We start from the raw sequence: 15,577 nt of genomic DNA on the forward strand, positions 1-15,577 counted from the left end.
ATTTGCTTGAAACATTCTTTCAATTTATTAAATTTTTCCGATGCGAATTTTCAGGTTTGCGGAAAAGAGTGGAATTCGTCACATATTCACGGGAGAAATGTATTTGATTTCAATATATGCATATCAAACGAGAAAAGATTCTCGATCATATAGGTAACAAACATAACAAATTATCAATACTAACAATCGTGTGTTTTTTAGCGCGAAATTTTGTGATGGCGATCGTCTACAGGTACAGGATCGATACGAAAGGTATAAAAGCAGTGAAATGTGCTTAATGTCGCAAATATGAGAATTGATGTCGTTTGTCCGGCGCTGCGCTTACCCATCCAGCATCACCCGGAAAGCAAAAAACCCGCCGAGGCGGGTTTTTTTAAGAAGTTGAAGCTGACCGATAAGCCGGGTTCTGTCGTGGACAGTCATTCATCTAGGCCAGCAATCGCTCACTGGCTCAAGCAGCCTACCCGGGTTCAGTACGGGCCGTACCTTGTGAACCCCTATTTGGCCTTGCTCCGGGTGGAGTTTACCGTGCCACGGACTGTTACCAGCCGCGCGGTGCGCTCTTACCGCACCCTTTCACCCTTACCTGATCCCGCTTGCGCGGGCCATCGGCGGTTTGCTCTCTGTTGCACTGGTCGTGGGTTTCCCCCCCAGGCGTTACCTGGCACCCTGCCCTATGGAGCCCGGACTTTCCTCCCCTCCGCCCGTCTCCCCCGAAAGGGACGACGACGAAGCGGCGACTGTCTGGTCAGCTTCGGCGCGCAGTATAGAGGGTTTGCGCGCCGCTGTCACCCTCAGGTGTGGGCAAGGCGTGATTAACGCGCCACTTCCACCTTCGCCAGTTTTTCGTAGTAGCACGCAATCGCGCTGTGATCGGCCGTGCCCAGGCCATCAGCACGCAGCGCCTGCATCATCTCCATGACCGCCGCGGTCAGCGGCAGCTGCGCGCCTACGCCGTGTGACGTATCCAGCGCGTTCGCCAGATCTTTGATATGCAGGTCAATGCGGAATCCCGGCTTGAAATTACGATCCATCACCATCGGCGCTTTGGCATCCAGCACGGTACTGCCCGCCAGACCGCCGCGAATGGCCTGATAGACCAGGTCCGGATTAACGCCCGCTTTGGTTGCCAGCGTCAGCGCTTCGGACATGGCGGCAATGTTCAGCGCTACAATCACCTGGTTTGCCAGCTTGGTCACATTACCCGCCCCGATGTCCCCGGTATGCACCACCGAGCCCGCCATGGCTTTCATCAGGTCGTAGTATCTATCGAAAATGGCTTTATCACCGCCGACCATCACCGACAGCGTGCCGTCGATCGCTTTCGGCTCACCGCCGCTGACCGGCGCATCCAGCATATCGACGCCCTTCGCTTTTAACGCCTCGCTGATTTCACGGCTTGCGAGCGGTGCAATAGAACTCATATCAATCAGCACAAGGCCCGGCTTCGCACCGTCGATAATGCCGTTCTCACCCAGCGCAACCTCTTTAACATGCGGGGAGTTGGGCAGCATGGTGATGATGACATCGCACTGCTCGGCAATGGCCTTCGCGGTGGTGGCCGTTTCAGCACCCGCCGCTATCACCTCTGCCACGGCCTGCGGATTGTGATCGGATACCACCAGTGAGTAACCCGCTTTGATGAGGTTCTTACTCATTGGTTTACCCATTATCCCCAGGCCAATAAAACCCACTTTCAGCGTCATAATCTGTTTCCTCAATGATGGTTATTTTTTAAAAGCGTCGGCTAATTTCTGCGTGGCCGAGCGGAATACCCCGAGGTCGCTGCCGACGGCAACAAACGTGGCTCCCCACTCCAGATAGCGACGGGCGTCAGCCTCAACCGGCGCCAGAATGCCGCACGGTTTGCCGTGTGCTTTAGCGCGGGCAAAGATGTGCTGGATCGCGCGCTGCACGTCAGGGTGGCCGGCGTTACCCAGATGGCCAAAGGCGGCCGCCAGATCGCTTGGGCCGACGAAGATACCGTCCACGCCGTTTGTGGCTGCAATCGCGTCAACGTTATCAACGCCCTGCTGGCTCTCGATCTGAACCAGAATAGTGATGTTGTTATTGGACTGCGCGAAGTAGTCCGGCACGGTGCCAAACATATTGGCGCGATGCGAAACGGAAACGCCGCGGATCCCTTCAGGCGGATAGCGCGTTGAGGCTACGGCCAGGGCCGCTTGTTCTTCCGTCTCCACAAACGGGATCAGGAAGTTGTAGAAACCGATATCCAGCAGGCGCTTGATAATTACCGGCTCGTTAGTTGGCACGCGCACTACCGGGGCGCTGAGGCTGCCTTTCAGCGCCATCAGCTGCGGAATAAAGGTGCTGATATCGTTCGGCGCATGTTCGCCGTCCAGCACCAGCCAGTCAAAACCTGCCAGGCCCAGCACTTCGGTGCTGATTGGGTTTGCCAGCGCGGACCAGCAGCCAATCTGAATCTGGTGTGCCGCGAGGGCCGCTTTAAATTTATTCGGGAAGATATCGTTACTCATCGTATTTACCTTTTTTATTCCGCAGCCTTTTTCAGTATCATTTTATTTATTCAGACACCGCACCAGCATTATATTTATTATTCTGACGTATTTTGGCGTTATAAAATCGTCATTCAGTATAAAACGCAACCCACGACCGCACATTGTTTTAATGCTCAAGCATTGCGTAACATTTCAAAGAATTTTTTTTGCATATGCACAAGGCGCTGGGCGCTAATGCACAGAATCAGGCATTACCGGTTCTGGAGCGATCGCGATCACATTTTCATATCCCCTATGCTGACATGCTTTATTTCTGAAAGCCGCGCATTTATTTCTGCCCTTTGAAAATTGGCTGAATTTATTATCAGACACTTTGCTGGAGAATACTGAACAATGGCCGACATTGAAATTCGACAGGCATCGCCGACGGCGTTTTATATAAAAGTCCACGACACCGATAATGTGGCGATAATTGTCAACGACAATGGCTTAAAAGCAGGCACCCGCTTCCCGGACGGGCTGGAACTGATTGAGCATATTCCACAGGGACATAAAGTCGCCCTGGTGGATATCCCTGCTAACAGCGAAATCGTACGTTACGGTGAAGTCATCGGCTATGCCGTTCGCTCTATACCGCAGGGCAGCTGGGTTGAGGAGTCGCTGGTGGCGCTGCCGGAAGCGCCGCCGCTGAACACGCTTCCGCTGGCGACCCGCGTGCCGGAACCGCTTCCTCCGCTGGAGGGCTATACCTTCGAAGGCTACCGCAACGCGGACGGCAGCGTCGGCACCAAGAATCTGCTCGGCATTACCACCAGCGTGCACTGCGTGGCGGGCGTAGTGGATTACGTGGTGAAAATCATCGAACGCGATCTGCTGCCGAAATACCCGAACGTCGACGGCGTGGTGGGCCTGAACCACCTCTACGGCTGCGGCGTGGCGATTAACGCACCCGCTGCGGTAGTGCCGATCCGCACCATTCACAATATTGCCCTCAACCCGAACTTTGGCGGCGAGGTGATGGTAATTGGTCTGGGGTGTGAAAAATTGCAGCCAGAGCGCCTGCTGCAGGGCACCGAAGATGTGAAAGCCATTCCGGCAGACGAGGCCAGCATCGTGCGCCTGCAGGACGAACGCCACGTGGGTTTCCGCTCAATGGTCGACGATATCCTGCAGGTGGCTGAACGCCATCTGGACAAGCTCAACAAGCGCCAGCGCGAAACCTGCCCGGCGTCTGATTTGGTAGTGGGAACACAGTGCGGCGGCAGCGATGCCTTCTCCGGCGTGACGGCCAACCCGGCGGTGGGCTATGCGTCCGATCTGCTTGTTCGCTGCGGCGCCACGGTGATGTTCTCCGAGGTGACCGAAGTGCGTGACGCCATCCATCTGCTCACGCCACGCACCGTTAATGAAGAGGTCGGCAAGCGCCTGCTTGAGGAAATGGCCTGGTACGATAGCTATCTCGATATGGGCAAAACCGACCGCAGCGCCAACCCGTCTCCGGGGAACAAAAAAGGCGGCCTCGCGAACGTGGTGGAAAAAGCCCTTGGTTCGATTGCCAAATCCGGCCAGAGCGCGATTGTGGAAGTGCTCTCTCCGGGCCAGCGCCCGACCAAACGCGGCCTGATCTACGCGGCAACGCCGGCCAGCGATTTCGTCTGCGGCACGCAGCAGGTGGCGTCCGGCATTACGGTACAGGTCTTTACCACCGGGCGCGGCACGCCGTACGGCCTGATGGCGGTGCCGGTGATCAAGATGGCGACCCGTACCGAGCTGGCAAACCGCTGGTATGACTTAATGGACATCAACGCGGGCACCATCGCCACCGGAGAAGAGAGCATTGAGGACGTGGGCTGGAAACTGTTCCACTTCATTCTGGATGTCGCCAGCGGGCGGAAGAAAACCTTCTCGGATCAATGGGGATTACATAATCAGCTGGCGGTGTTTAACCCGGCACCGGTGACGTGATTTTTCGCACCACATCTATCCCGCATTTAGGTAACCCGCCGGACACGCCGCAAACCTTCCAGGTTGAGGCGATACCTGTTGGCTAAAAGACGCATAACGATCTGCAGGCCGGGTTAGGCGCAGCCGCCACCCGGCAAAACAGGCGGCAGGGGCTTACTCCCCCTGCTGCTCCAGAGCATGCTTATACAGCGCATTTTTCTTCACGCCGTGAATTTCCGCCGCCAGCGCAGCGGCCTTCTTCAGCGGCAGTTCCGCTTGCAGCAATGCCAGCGTGCGCAGCGCGTCGGCAGGGAGCGCGTCTTCCTGCGCCTTATGCCCTTCGACGATCAGCACCATTTCGCCCTTGCGGCGGTTTTCGTCTTCTTTCACCCACGCCAGCAGTTCACCCACTGGCGCACCGTGAATGGTTTCCCAGGTTTTGGTCAGCTCGCGCGCCAGCACCACGTAGCGGGCTTCTCCCCACACGGTCACCATATCTTCCAGGCTCTCCAGCAGGCGGTGCGTGGATTCGTAGAAAATCAGGGTGCGCGGTTCCGCTTCCAGATCTTTTAACACGTCGCGACGGCCTTTGGATTTGGCAGGCAGGAAGCCTTCATAGCAGAAACGGTCAGACGGCAGACCCGCGGCACTCAGCGCAGCAATGGCGGCACACGGCCCCGGCAGCGGCACAACGCGAATACCGGCTTCACGACAGGTACGCACCAGGTGATAGCCGGGATCGTTGATCAGCGGCGTACCGGCGTCGGAGACCAGGGCAATGTTCTGCCCCTCTTTCAGCTTCGCCACCAGCGTTTCGGCTTTTTGTTGCTCATTGTGATCGTGCAGAGCAAACAGACGGGCGTTAATCGCGAAATGTTGCAGCAGCAGGCCGGTGTGGCGGGTATCTTCAGCAGCAATTAAATCAACAGCCTGCAGTACGGCGAGCGCACGTTGGGTAATATCAGACAAATTCCCGATAGGAGTAGGTACAATATAAAGCTGGCCTTGAGAATTATCTGCCGTTTCGTGTTGTTTCATTGTTTCGTCCGTATTGCCGATTTAATATTGAGCATTGCGTAAAAAAAATCACTGGATACAGTATGGTACCGTTAACGTTTCTTCGAAAAAAAGCCACGCGCAGCGTGCCGCTTCTGCTGGCAGCCCTGATCTTTGCAGGCTGTGGCACCCAGGCACCTGACCAGAGCACCGCCCATCTTCAGGGATCTGCTCAGGCTGATTCTGGCTTTTATCTGCAACAAATGTCGCAGAGTTCAAATGATACCAAGACCAACTGGCAATTACTCGCCATTCGTGCACTGCTGAAAGAGGGTAAAACCCAGCAGGCAGCCGAACTGTTTAACCAGTTGCCAAAAGATCTTAACGACGCCCAGCGTCGTGAGCAGAGCCTGCTCTCTGCCGAGCTGAAGGTCGCGCTGAAAGATTACGCCGCCGCGAAGAAGATCCTCGGTGACATTGACGTGAGCGCGCTGGATAAAAATCAGCAGGCTCGCTTCTGGCAGGCGGGCATTACCGCTGAGCAGGCGCGCCCTTCTCTCACGCTGCTCCGCGCCCTCGTCGCGCAAGAGCCGCTGCTCGGCGGTGCCGATAAGCAAAAAAATATTGATGCCACCTGGCAAGCGCTTGCCTCGATGACCCAGGAACAGGCGCAGGCGCTGGTCATCAACGCCGATGAAAACGTCCTTCAGGGCTGGCTGGATCTGCAGCAGATGTGGTTTAACAACCGCAGCGATCCAAAGATGCTGAAAGCCGGTATTACGGACTGGCAGACGCGCTACCCGCAAAACCCGGGGGCGAAAATGCTGCCAACCCAGCTGGTAAACGTGCAGAACTTTAAGCCAGCGTCCACCAGCAAAATCGCCCTGCTTCTGCCGCTCAACGGCCAGGCGGCGGTGTTTGGCCGTACCATTCAGCAGGGCTTTGAAGCCGCGAAAAACGGTACCACTTCGGTAACCGGCAGCGCGGTTCCCGCGCAGGCGGCCCAGGCGGCTAACGTGAATGATGTGGTCAGCCCGTCCGCAGCGGAGACCAGCGATCTGACCACGGCGCAAGCGCCGGCACAGGGTACGATGCAAAACCCGGTGACGGCCCCGACGACGCCTCCGGCTTCAGCAGCACCTGCTGCGGCAGCCCCAGCTACTCAGGCTCCGGCCGAGACGCAAGCGGCACCAGCACCTGAAGCGACAGCAGAACAGCCTCAACAGCAGCCTGCGCAACCCGCAGCCCAGCCTGCCGCTCAGCCGCAGGCCGTGGCAACCACCAGCGCCAACCCGGGCGCTGAGGTGAAAATTTACGACACCAGCTCGCAGCCGCTTGACCAGGTTCTGGCGCAGGTTCAGCAGGACGGGGCCAGCATCGTTGTCGGTCCGCTGCTGAAAAACAACGTGGAAGAGCTGATGAAGAGTAATACCACGCTGAACGTGCTGGCGCTCAACCAGCCTGAGCAGGTTCAGAACCGGGCCAATATTTGCTACTTCGCGCTTTCCCCTGAAGATGAAGCCCGCGATGCGGCGCGCCATATTCACGAGCAGGGTAAGCAGGCTCCGCTGCTGCTCATCCCACGCAGCGCGCTGGGCGATCGCGTGGCCAATGCCTTTGCCGATGAGTGGCAGAAGCTCGGCGGCGGCGTGGTGTTGCAGCAGAAATTTGGTTCCGTCTCTGAACTGCGCGCGGGCGTAAACGGTGGAGCGGGTATCGCGCTTAACGGCAGTCCTGTCACCGCGAGCCTGCCGCAGCAGCAGGGCGTGACGATTGGCGGCCTGACGATCCCTGCCCCGCCTACCGACGCGCAGATTAGCGGTGGCGGTAAAGTGGATGCGGCCTATATCGTTGCCACGCCGCAGGAGATCGCCTTTATCAAACCGATGATCGCGATGCGTAACGGCAGCCAGAGCGGCGCAACGCTCTACGCCAGCTCGCGCAGCGCGCAGGGCACCGCAGGCCCGGATTTCCGTTTGGAAATGGACGGTCTGCAGTACAGCGAAATTCCGATGCTGGCAGGCAGCAACCCGGCGCTGATGCAGCAGGCGCTGAGTACCGTACGTAACGATTATTCGCTGGCGCGTCTGTATGCGATGGGTGTCGATGCATGGGCGCTGGCGAACCACTTTACCCAGATGCGTCAGGTGCCGGGCTTTGAGCTTAACGGCAACACCGGCGATCTGACCGCGACTCAGGACTGCGTGATCAACAGGAAGTTATCATGGCTCAAATACCAGCAGGGGCAAATCGTCCCGGCCAGTTAAGCCGTAAAGAGACCGGCGATGCGTGGGAGTTAAAGGCGCGTCGCTGGCTTGAAGGCAAAGGACTGCGCTTTATCGCCGCTAACGTCCGCGGGCGCGGCGGCGAAATCGACCTGATCATGAAAGACGGTCAGGTTATCGTGTTTGTAGAAGTCCGCTTTCGACAGTCCTCCCGTTTTGGCGGTGCTGCCGCCAGCGTGACGCTCGCCAAACAACATAAATTATTACAGACTGCCCACTTGTGGCTTGCCCGCCATAATGGGAGCTTTGATACTGTGGATTGCCGGTTCGATGTGATAGCCTTCACCGGAAATGAGATCGAATGGCTTAAAAACGCTTTTGGCGAAGACGCATAATTAAGATTTAAAAGGGATAACGTGCTCGAAAGAATTAAAGTGTGCTTCACAGAAAGCATCCAGACTCAGATTGCCGCGGCGGAAGCCCTTCCGGATGCTATCTCGCGTGCCGCAATGACGCTGGTGCAATCCCTGCTTAATGGCAACAAAATCCTCTGTTGTGGCAACGGCACGTCAGCCGCCAACGCACAGCATTTTGCTGCCAGCATGATCAATCGCTTTGAAACAGAACGCCCGAGTTTACCCGCCATTGCACTTAATACCGATAATGTGGTCTTAACGGCGATTGCTAACGATCGTCTGCATGACGAAATTTACGCAAAGCAGGTGCGAGCCCTGGGTCATGCGGGAGATGTGCTGCTGGCCATCTCCACGCGCGGCAATAGCCGGGACATTGTCAAAGCCGTTGAAGCCGCCGTCACCCGCGACATGACCATCGTGGCCTTAACCGGCTATGACGGGGGTGAGCTGGCGGGTCTGCTTGGGCCGCAGGATGTGGAAATCCGCATTCCTTCTCACCGAAGCGCGCGTATTCAGGAGATGCATATGCTTACGGTGAACTGCTTATGTGATTTGATCGATAACACGCTTTTCCCTCACCAGGATGATTAAGGAGTTCTTATGAAGGCTTTATCGACCCTCGCAGTCCTTATGTCTGCATTACTGCTTCAGGGATGTATCGCTGCGGCCGTTGTGGGTACCGCCGCGGTAGGCACCAAAGCGGCAACCGATCCACGCACCGTGGGGACACAGGTGGATGACGGTACGCTGGAGCTGCGCGTCAACAGTGCGCTGTCGAAAGACGAACAAATCAAGAAAGAAGCGCGTATCAACGTGACGGCTTACCAGGGCAAAGTGCTGCTGGCAGGCCAGGCGCCAAATCTGGAGCTCGCCTCGCGTGCGAAACAGATTGCGATGGGCGTAGAAGGGACCACAGAGGTGTTTAACGAAGTGCGCCAGGGCAAGCCAATTGGCCTGGGTGACGCCTCTTCCGATACCTGGATCACCACCAAAGTGCGTTCCCAGCTGCTGGGCTCGGACCAGGTGAAATCTTCCAACGTGAAAGTGACGACTGAAAACGGCGAAGTATTCCTGCTGGGTCTGGTGACCGACCGTGAAGGGAAAGCGGCGGCGGATATCGCCAGCCGGGTGAGCGGCGTGAAGCACGTCACCACCGCGTTTACTTACATCAAATAAAAAAAATCCCCTCGCTTGAGGGGATTTTTTTGTAGGCCCGGTAAGCGCCAGCGCCACCGGGCTTTTTTTACATCAACGCAATACTGCCCACAATTACCCCGCTCAACGCCACCAGCCCTGCGGTCAGCCACAGCGCTTTCGCCGGGAACGACTTACGCAGCATGATAAGCGACGGCAGGCTGATCGCCGGCAGCGTAATCAGCAGCGCCAGCGCCGGCGCGGTGCCCATACCGGCCAGCATCATGGTCTGAACAATCGGGATTTCCGCCGCCGTTGGGATCACAAACAGGCAGCCTGCAACGGCCATCGCAATGACCCACATCAGCGTGTTGTCGATAGCGCCATCCGCATGCGGGAAGAGCCAGACGCGCGCCGCCCCCAGAACCAGTACCGCCAGGATATAGACCGGGATGGTGCTCCAGAACAGCTGCCATAGCGCCCTGCCCCAGCGCGCAAAGAAGCCCCCCTGCGGTTCGCTGACGTCCAGCTCAACGGCTGCGGGTTCTGCGGCAGTATCCTTGACCAGTTTTTGCACCAGCGTCGCCACCACCAGCACGGTCAGCAGCCCGGCGACCAGGCGGATGAACGCGAAATGCCAGCCCAGCACAAAGCCCATAAACACCAGCGTCGCCGGGTTGAGCAGCGGGTTCCCCATCCAGAACGCCAGCGCGCCGCCCATCGACACGTGCTGACGCCGCATCCCTGCGGCCACGGGCGCGGCGCAGCAGGAACACATCATCCCCGGCAGGGAGAAAATCGTCCCCAGCAGCGTGCCCTGAAAGCGCGGCTGCCCAAGGGTTTTCACCAGCCAGTTACGAGGGATAAGCACCTGAATCAGCGAGCCCAGAATGACGCCTAAAACGGCGGCCTTCCAGACGGCAAGGAAGTAGACCATGGCATAGTCCCACGCCGCCTGCAGCGGGCTGGAATCAGCCTGTGCGAGAATAGATTTACCGATGCTGTGCGTTTCGGCGGCGGTGAAGGCTTTGCCGTAGTACGGCTGCCATTTCACGTACCAGAGGCCAACAATGACCACGAGAAAGAAGAGTGCGGGCTTCCACCATTGGACAGGTGTTGCCGCCTGAGATGAAGACTGACCAGTCATAGCATTCCCCGGAGAGTATTAGGTTATTAGCCGGGGGAGTTTACGCCTCGCCCTGCGCGATTTCACGCAGTTTTGCCGAAGGGATAATGTTAACACCCGCTTTCGACGGGGCCAGCCCCTCTTTTAGCATCGCGCGCGCGACGTCCCGCGCCTCGATGGATTTCCAGTTGCCGGGAAGAATGCGAAACAGCGGGGCAAATATCGACTCGTTAAACCGGCGTTCGTCCCGGTGGCCGATCAGCATCGAAGGGCGCACAATCGTCAGCTGTTCCCATTTCTGCGCTATCAGCGCATCCTCCATCTTGCCCTTCACCTTGTTGTAGAAGAAAGGCGATCCGGCACTGGCGCCCAGCGCGCTGACCACCAGAAAATGTTTGGCGCCCAGCTTTTTCGCCGTGAGTGCGGTATCCACCACCAGCGTATAGTCGGCGTGGATAAAGGCCTCTTTGCTGCCCGCCTCCCGCCGCGTGGTGCCCAGACAGCAAAAGGCGATATCAATGGGATCCTGCACCTGCGCCAGCGCGTCGGTCAGCTGAGGATCGTGCGGATTAAAGACGCCGGATAAGTCCGCCAGCGGTCGACGCGTCGGGGCGGCGATATAGTTCACGCGGCGATCCTGAATCAGCAGCCGCAGCAGATGATCGCCCACTAACCCGGTAGCACCCGTAATCAATACCTGACTCATCTTTTCCCCTTTACAGAATTGTCCGTTTGCGAACTCAGCGTCGTCGGCCACACTTAGAAGTCTGTTACAGGTAAGTATTTACCACAAGCGGAGAAAAATCAGTCTGAAGCCAAAACAACGGAGGAAGCATGGGCAAGAAAATCGCAGTCTTGATTACCGACGAGTTTGAAGATTCAGAATTCACCTCTCCAGCAGAGGCGTTCCGCAAGGCGGGACATGAGGTCATCACCATTGAGAAAGAGGCGGGCAAAACGGTGACAGGCCATAAGGGCGAAGCGACCGTAACCATCGATGAGACCATCGATAACGTTAGCCCCTCAGATTTCGACGCCCTGCTGTTACCCGGCGGTCATTCCCCGGATTCCCTGCGCGGGGACGAGCGCTTCGTGACCTTCACCCGGGACTTTGTCTCGACCGGCAAACCGGTCTTTGCCATCTGCCACGGCCCGCAGCTGCTCATCAGCGCAGAAGCGGTCCGCGGGCGTAAGCTTACCGCCGTGAAACCGATCGTTATCGATCTGAAAAACGCGGGGGCCGAGTTTTACGATCAGGAGGTGGTCAACGACAAAGACCAGCTGATCACCAGCCGAACCCCGGACGATCTCCCGGCGTTTAACCGCGAAGCGCTACGCCTCCTCGGCGCGTAACCAGTGCAGCTTCTTGCCAAAGCCCAGGGTGTTGTCGGTAAATTTCAGCTCATCGAGGCGGATTTCCCACACCGGGGCTTTTAGCGCAGCGGCAACGGGAAAGCGGCGCGTGTAGAGCTTACGGCGCGCGTCGCTCTCTTCACCATCCAGACGACGGATCTCCCCTTTAAACTGCACGCCGCGGATCAGCGCGACCGTTTTCGGCTGGCCGTTTACCGTGCCTGCCACCTTTGCCTGCTGGCCGGTCATCTGCGCATGACGCGTTTTGTCTTCACTCATGACATAAAAAGCCACGCGCTCAGGGTCATAGTAGTAAAACGCATTTGCGCACCACATCTCACCCTCGTCACAGACGCACCAGGTGACAACATGCTGCTTCGCCAGCCAGCGGTTAATGGCGGCCAGTGTTTCCATTTTCGTTCTCTCTCATGCTATGGTGCGTTCACCTTAACATACTGAATCCGTTTACCGTGTGCTGGTTTCTCTATCTTGTCCGAACCGCTGATAACGCCCTCTACACCGGGATCACCACCGATGTGGCGCGGCGTTTTTTACAACATCAAACGGGGAAAGGGGCAAAAGCGCTGCGGGGGAAAGGGGAATTACAGCTCGCCTTCTCAGCGGCCGTCGGCGACCGATCGCTGGCGCTCAGGCTGGAATACCGCATCAAGCAGCTGACGAAGCGCCAGAAAGAGCGCCTCGTGACCGGAGACGGCTCCTTTGAGGCGCTGCGCGAGAGCCTGATTAAAAACGATTGAAATGGTCGTGATACTCGACCAGGCCATTGACGCCGTTGAGCGCATCGTCCGCCAGGCGATGGACCTGGAAAGCGGATTCCGTACCCGACCAGCGGCAGCGCAGATCGTAATGCGCGGCCTGCTCAAAGCCTAAACGGCCATAGAACGCAGGATCGCCCAGCGTGACAACGGCCGCGTAACCGAACTCATTGAGCGAATCCAGCCCTTCATAGACCAGCTGGCGCGCCAGCCCCTGCCCGCGATAGCTTTCATCTACCGCCAGCGGCGCCATGCCTACCCACTGCAGCTCTTCGCCCTGAACGATGACCGGACTGAAGGCAACATAGCCCACCACCTGACCTTCGTCATCGGTGGCAACCAGCCCCAGCGTAATCAGGCCGTCTTCGCGAAGGTCGTGGACCAGTTGGGCTTCGGCATCGCTCGCAAAGGCGCGGCGTAACAACGCATCGATCCCCGGCGCATCAATCCCAATTTCGACTCGAATCAGCATGGCTCACCTACTGAAGTGTGTTTACCGTCCGGCGGGGTTTTCAGCCCTGCCTCAACGAAATCTGCCATTTGCATTAACATCACGCGCAGCGCTTTTGGCATCTGCTCCAGCTCAATGGCATCCATTAAATTCTTCACGTACAGGCCCAGCTCCGTGTCGCCTTCAATTACCAGACGGCGCTGGAAGAAGAGCGTATCCGGATCCTGCTTGCGCGCGGCGATCATCAGCAGATCGCTGGCGTTGGCGCTAAAGCTCACATCCGCCTCTGCGGATTCGCGCACGATCAGCTGGCCGTTCTCTACGGAGGTAAACCAGCGCAGCCCGATGTCGCGTACCTCAATGCTTAACCAGCGGCCTTCCAGGAACTCCAGCTCGCCGTCCTGCAGCGCCTGGCGGAACTGCCAGCTCAGGACCTGTTCCAGCACCTGGCGTTTTAGCGCGAACGGCGCCAGCTTGACCGGCACGCTCAGCATTGATGGACCAAATTGTACGAGACGTGAACGCAGTTTATCCAGCACGAGCTTTACTCCCTGATATCTATAGTCCTGCTATTTTGCCATATCCGAAGCGCAACATAGCGGCGTAAATCAACAAACCGTCGCCCGCCGTACCTCATTATTGGTGTCATCAATACGCCATTAGCTGCCTTAAATCAAAAATTGTCGCGTATGGGTTAATTAAAATCCCAGCTCGTTAACAATTTTGCGATCGACTACATCAGGATAAATTATGGAGCTGCTCTGCCCTGCCGGAAATCTTCCGGCGCTTAAGGCGGCCATCGAAAATGGGGCCGATGCGGTCTATATCGGGCTGAAAGATGACACCAACGCCCGCCATTTTGCTGGCCTCAACTTTACGGAGAAAAAGCTTCAGGAAGCCGTTAACTTCGTTCACCAGCACCGCCGCAAGCTGCATATCGCCATCAATACCTTTGCTCATCCTGACGGCTACGCCCGCTGGCAGCGCGCGGTGGATATGGCAGCACAGCTGGGTGCCGATGCGCTGATCCTGGCCGACCTCGCCATGCTTGAGTATGCGGCAGAACGCTATCCCCATATTGAGCGCCACGTCTCTGTTCAGGCATCTGCCACCAACGAAGAGGCGGTGCGTTTTTATCATCAACACTTTGACGTGGCCCGCGTGGTGCTGCCGCGCGTGCTCTCTATTCATCAGGTTAAGCAACTCGCGCGCGTCACGCCAGTACCGCTGGAAGTTTTTGCCTTTGGCAGCCTGTGCATCATGGCCGAAGGCCGCTGCTATCTTTCCTCTTATTTAACCGGAGAATCGCCGAATACCGTCGGGGCCTGCTCTCCTGCCCGCTTTGTTCGCTGGCAGCAGACCCCTCAGGGCCTGGAATCTCGCCTGAATGAGGTGCTGATTGACCGCTACCAGGACGGTGAAAACGCCGGTTATCCCACCCTGTGTAAAGGCCGCTATCTTGTCGACGGCGAGCGCTATCACGCGCTGGAAGAGCCGACCAGCCTCAACACGCTGGAGCTGCTGCCGGAACTGCTGGCGGCCAATATTGCCTCGGTGAAAATCGAAGGTCGTCAGCGCAGCCCGGCCTATGTGAGCCAGGTAGCGAAAGTGTGGCGTCAGGCCATCGACCGCTGCATGGCGGACCCGCAGAACTACGCTCCACAGCAGGCCTGGATGGAAACGCTCGGTTCGATGTCCGAAGGCACGCAAACCACGCTTGGCGCGTATCACCGTAAATGGCAGTGAGAAAATCATGAAATATTCATTAGGACCGGTGCTCTACTACTGGCCAAAAGAGACGCTGGAAGATTTTTACCAACAGGCCGCGACCAGCAGCGCCGACGTGATTTACCTCGGCGAAGCGGTGTGCAGCAAGCGCCGCGCCACCAAAGTGGGCGACTGGCTGGATATGGCAAAGAGCCTTGCCGGCAGCGGCAAGCAGGTGGTGCTCTCCACGCTCGCGCTGGTGCAGGCGTCTTCCGAACTGGGCGAGCTGAAGCGCTACGTCGAAAACGGCGAGTTCCTGCTGGAAGCGAGCGATCTGGGCGTGGTGAACATGTGCGCTGAACGCAGGCTGCCGTTCGTCGCGGGTCATGCCCTCAACTGCTACAACGCCGTCACCCTGCGCCTGCTGCTCAAACAGGGAATGACGCGCTGGTGCATGCCGGTGGAACTCTCCCGCGACTGGCTGGCAAACCTGCTTAACCAGTGCGACGAGCTGGGCATTCGCAATCAGTTTGAAGTGGAAGTGCTGAGCTACGGCCATCTGCCGCTGGCCTACTCCGCCCGCTGCTTCACCGCGCGCTCGGAAGACCGCCCGAAAGACGAATGCGAAACCTGCTGCATCAAGTACCCGAACGGACGCAGCATGCTGTCGCAGGAGAATCAGCAGGTGTTTGTCCTCAACGGTATTCAGACCATGAGCGGCTATGTCTATAACCTCGGCAACGAGCTGGCGTCGATGGACGGGCTGGTGGATATGGTTCGGCTGTCGCCGCTGGATACCGGCGTGTTCGCGATGCTGGACGCCTTCCGCGCCAATGAAAACGGCGCCGCGCCGCTGCCGCTGACGGCAAACAGCGACTGCAACGGCTACTGGAGACGGCTCGCCGGGCTGGAGCTGCAGGCGTAAAAAAGGCTCACTTTGTTAACAACGGTTATCATTATTTAATGCAG

17 protein-coding genes and 1 other RNA gene are annotated in these 15,577 nt (G+C 57.6%); 9 read left to right on the plus strand and 9 right to left on the minus strand.

Annotated features, from left to right (window positions below; translation table 11 throughout):
• Window positions 1–379: 379 nt before the first annotated feature.
• The 3 genes from rnpB to garL all read right to left on the minus strand — a co-directional run bounded on the left by rnpB (window position 380) and on the right by garL (window position 2,498).
• Window positions 380–756: RNase P RNA component class A (gene rnpB / locus ACWKXN_RS15150), an RNA gene on the minus strand.
• A 59-nt stretch (window positions 757–815) separates the two neighbouring features.
• Complete coding sequence (garR, locus tag ACWKXN_RS15155; RefSeq protein ID WP_023309302.1) at window positions 816–1,706, minus strand: 2-hydroxy-3-oxopropionate reductase; 891 nt, start codon at window positions 1,704–1,706, stop codon at window positions 816–818.
• Window positions 1,707–1,727: 21 nt separating this feature from the next.
• On the minus strand, window positions 1,728–2,498 hold the full coding sequence (gene garL / locus ACWKXN_RS15160; protein WP_454543985.1) for a 2-dehydro-3-deoxyglucarate aldolase: 771 nt from the start codon (window positions 2,496–2,498) through the stop codon (window positions 1,728–1,730).
• A 375-nt stretch (window positions 2,499–2,873) separates the two neighbouring features.
• Here garL and garD point away from each other — a divergent pair, with 375 nt between their 5' ends.
• Window positions 2,874–4,445 (plus strand): galactarate dehydratase, encoded by a 1,572-nt coding sequence (gene garD, locus ACWKXN_RS15165; protein WP_033146732.1) that lies wholly within the window; start codon window positions 2,874–2,876, stop codon window positions 4,443–4,445.
• A 153-nt stretch (window positions 4,446–4,598) separates the two neighbouring features.
• Here the strand turns inward: garD and rsmI are convergent, their stop codons facing one another.
• A complete protein-coding gene (gene rsmI, locus ACWKXN_RS15170; RefSeq protein ID WP_454543986.1) occupies window positions 4,599–5,462 on the minus strand; it encodes a 16S rRNA (cytidine(1402)-2'-O)-methyltransferase in 864 nt (287 codons plus the stop codon).
• Window positions 5,463–5,524: 62 nt separating this feature from the next.
• Here rsmI and ACWKXN_RS15175 point away from each other — a divergent pair, with 62 nt between their 5' ends.
• The 4 genes from ACWKXN_RS15175 to dolP are packed head-to-tail and all read left to right on the plus strand — an operon-like array spanning window position 5,525 to window position 9,237.
• Entirely contained in the window at window positions 5,525–7,687 is a 2,163-nt protein-coding gene (locus ACWKXN_RS15175) for a penicillin-binding protein activator (RefSeq protein ID WP_454543987.1), read from the plus strand.
• Window positions 7,645–8,040 (plus strand): YraN family protein, encoded by a 396-nt coding sequence (locus ACWKXN_RS15180; protein WP_028014533.1) that lies wholly within the window; start codon window positions 7,645–7,647, stop codon window positions 8,038–8,040. Before ACWKXN_RS15175 ends, ACWKXN_RS15180 begins: the two co-directional genes overlap by 43 nt.
• A gap of 21 nt (window positions 8,041–8,061) precedes the next feature.
• Entirely contained in the window at window positions 8,062–8,652 is a 591-nt protein-coding gene (diaA, locus tag ACWKXN_RS15185; protein ID WP_003861754.1) for a DnaA initiator-associating protein DiaA, read from the plus strand.
• 9 nt (window positions 8,653–8,661) lie between these two features.
• The gene (gene dolP, locus ACWKXN_RS15190) at window positions 8,662–9,237 is read left to right on the plus strand and encodes a division/outer membrane stress-associated lipid-binding lipoprotein (RefSeq protein ID WP_029739641.1); all 576 of its coding nucleotides are present in this window, start codon (window positions 8,662–8,664) and stop codon (window positions 9,235–9,237) included.
• A 67-nt stretch (window positions 9,238–9,304) separates the two neighbouring features.
• Here dolP and ACWKXN_RS15195 read toward each other — a convergent pair whose 3' ends face one another.
• Both ACWKXN_RS15195 and ACWKXN_RS15200 read right to left on the minus strand, forming a co-directional pair.
• On the minus strand, window positions 9,305–10,342 hold the full coding sequence (locus ACWKXN_RS15195) for a permease (RefSeq protein WP_039260439.1): 1,038 nt from the start codon (window positions 10,340–10,342) through the stop codon (window positions 9,305–9,307).
• Window positions 10,343–10,382: 40 nt separating this feature from the next.
• The gene (locus ACWKXN_RS15200) at window positions 10,383–11,027 is read right to left on the minus strand and encodes an NAD(P)H-binding protein (RefSeq protein WP_033146736.1); all 645 of its coding nucleotides are present in this window, start codon (window positions 11,025–11,027) and stop codon (window positions 10,383–10,385) included.
• A gap of 128 nt (window positions 11,028–11,155) precedes the next feature.
• Between ACWKXN_RS15200 and ACWKXN_RS15205 the strand changes: the two genes are divergently transcribed.
• Entirely contained in the window at window positions 11,156–11,674 is a 519-nt protein-coding gene (locus ACWKXN_RS15205; protein WP_454543988.1) for a type 1 glutamine amidotransferase domain-containing protein, read from the plus strand.
• On the opposite strand, the gene ACWKXN_RS15210 is transcribed toward ACWKXN_RS15205, so the two are convergent.
• Window positions 11,654–12,088, minus strand: coding sequence for a YhbP family protein (locus ACWKXN_RS15210; protein ID WP_048974680.1), 435 nt, complete (start codon window positions 12,086–12,088; stop codon window positions 11,654–11,656). The genes ACWKXN_RS15205 and ACWKXN_RS15210 overlap by 21 nt on opposite strands.
• Window positions 12,089–12,102: 14 nt before the next feature.
• Here ACWKXN_RS15210 and ACWKXN_RS15215 point away from each other — a divergent pair, with 14 nt between their 5' ends.
• The gene (locus ACWKXN_RS15215; protein ID WP_454543989.1) at window positions 12,103–12,432 is read left to right on the plus strand and encodes a GIY-YIG nuclease family protein; all 330 of its coding nucleotides are present in this window, start codon (window positions 12,103–12,105) and stop codon (window positions 12,430–12,432) included.
• Here the strand turns inward: ACWKXN_RS15215 and ACWKXN_RS15220 are convergent.
• Both ACWKXN_RS15220 and ubiT read right to left on the minus strand, forming a co-directional pair.
• On the minus strand, window positions 12,419–12,922 hold the full coding sequence (locus ACWKXN_RS15220; RefSeq protein ID WP_320717767.1) for a GNAT family N-acetyltransferase: 504 nt from the start codon (window positions 12,920–12,922) through the stop codon (window positions 12,419–12,421). The two genes, ACWKXN_RS15215 and ACWKXN_RS15220, sit on opposite strands and share 14 nt — an antisense overlap.
• Window positions 12,916–13,440: a ubiquinone anaerobic biosynthesis accessory factor UbiT gene (ubiT, locus tag ACWKXN_RS15225; protein WP_032642325.1), complete on the minus strand. Its 525-nt coding sequence runs from the start codon at window positions 13,438–13,440 to the stop codon at window positions 12,916–12,918. The genes ACWKXN_RS15220 and ubiT overlap by 7 nt, the downstream gene beginning before the upstream one ends.
• Window positions 13,441–13,651: 211 nt before the next feature.
• Here ubiT and ubiU point away from each other — a divergent pair, with 211 nt between their 5' ends.
• Together ubiU and ACWKXN_RS15235 are read left to right on the plus strand one after the other, a co-directional pair.
• Window positions 13,652–14,647: a ubiquinone anaerobic biosynthesis protein UbiU gene (gene ubiU / locus ACWKXN_RS15230; RefSeq protein WP_023309326.1), complete on the plus strand. Its 996-nt coding sequence runs from the start codon at window positions 13,652–13,654 to the stop codon at window positions 14,645–14,647.
• A 7-nt stretch (window positions 14,648–14,654) separates the two neighbouring features.
• A complete protein-coding gene (locus ACWKXN_RS15235; protein WP_211438624.1) occupies window positions 14,655–15,533 on the plus strand; it encodes a U32 family peptidase in 879 nt (292 codons plus the stop codon).
• Window positions 15,534–15,577 lie beyond the last annotated feature (44 nt).

This window comes from Enterobacter sp. UPMP2060 (assembly GCF_053709655.1).

Bases quoted from the DNA above. Each gene is read 5' to 3' on its own strand.
- ACWKXN_RS15180 (WP_028014533.1), top strand. From the start codon at position 7,645: ATGGCTCAAATACCAGCAGGGGCAAATCGTCCCGGCCAGTTAAGCCGT.
- ACWKXN_RS15220 (WP_320717767.1), bottom strand. From the start codon at position 12,922: ATGCTGATTCGAGTCGAAATTGGGATTGATGCGCCGGGGATCGATGCG.
- ubiU (WP_023309326.1), top strand. From the start codon at position 13,652: ATGGAGCTGCTCTGCCCTGCCGGAAATCTTCCGGCGCTTAAGGCGGCC.
- ACWKXN_RS15175 (WP_454543987.1), top strand. From the start codon at position 5,525: ATGGTACCGTTAACGTTTCTTCGAAAAAAAGCCACGCGCAGCGTGCCG.
- garD (WP_033146732.1), top strand. From the start codon at position 2,874: ATGGCCGACATTGAAATTCGACAGGCATCGCCGACGGCGTTTTATATA.
- garL (WP_454543985.1), bottom strand. From the start codon at position 2,498: ATGAGTAACGATATCTTCCCGAATAAATTTAAAGCGGCCCTCGCGGCA.
- garR (WP_023309302.1), bottom strand. From the start codon at position 1,706: ATGACGCTGAAAGTGGGTTTTATTGGCCTGGGGATAATGGGTAAACCA.
- ACWKXN_RS15200 (WP_033146736.1), bottom strand. From the start codon at position 11,027: ATGAGTCAGGTATTGATTACGGGTGCTACCGGGTTAGTGGGCGATCAT.
- ACWKXN_RS15210 (WP_048974680.1), bottom strand. From the start codon at position 12,088: ATGGAAACACTGGCCGCCATTAACCGCTGGCTGGCGAAGCAGCATGTT.
- dolP (WP_029739641.1), top strand. From the start codon at position 8,662: ATGAAGGCTTTATCGACCCTCGCAGTCCTTATGTCTGCATTACTGCTT.
- ACWKXN_RS15205 (WP_454543988.1), top strand. From the start codon at position 11,156: ATGGGCAAGAAAATCGCAGTCTTGATTACCGACGAGTTTGAAGATTCA.
- rsmI (WP_454543986.1), bottom strand. From the start codon at position 5,462: ATGAAACAACACGAAACGGCAGATAATTCTCAAGGCCAGCTTTATATT.
- ACWKXN_RS15235 (WP_211438624.1), top strand. From the start codon at position 14,655: ATGAAATATTCATTAGGACCGGTGCTCTACTACTGGCCAAAAGAGACG.
- ACWKXN_RS15195 (WP_039260439.1), bottom strand. From the start codon at position 10,342: ATGACTGGTCAGTCTTCATCTCAGGCGGCAACACCTGTCCAATGGTGG.
- ACWKXN_RS15215 (WP_454543989.1), top strand. From the start codon at position 12,103: ATGCTATGGTGCGTTCACCTTAACATACTGAATCCGTTTACCGTGTGC.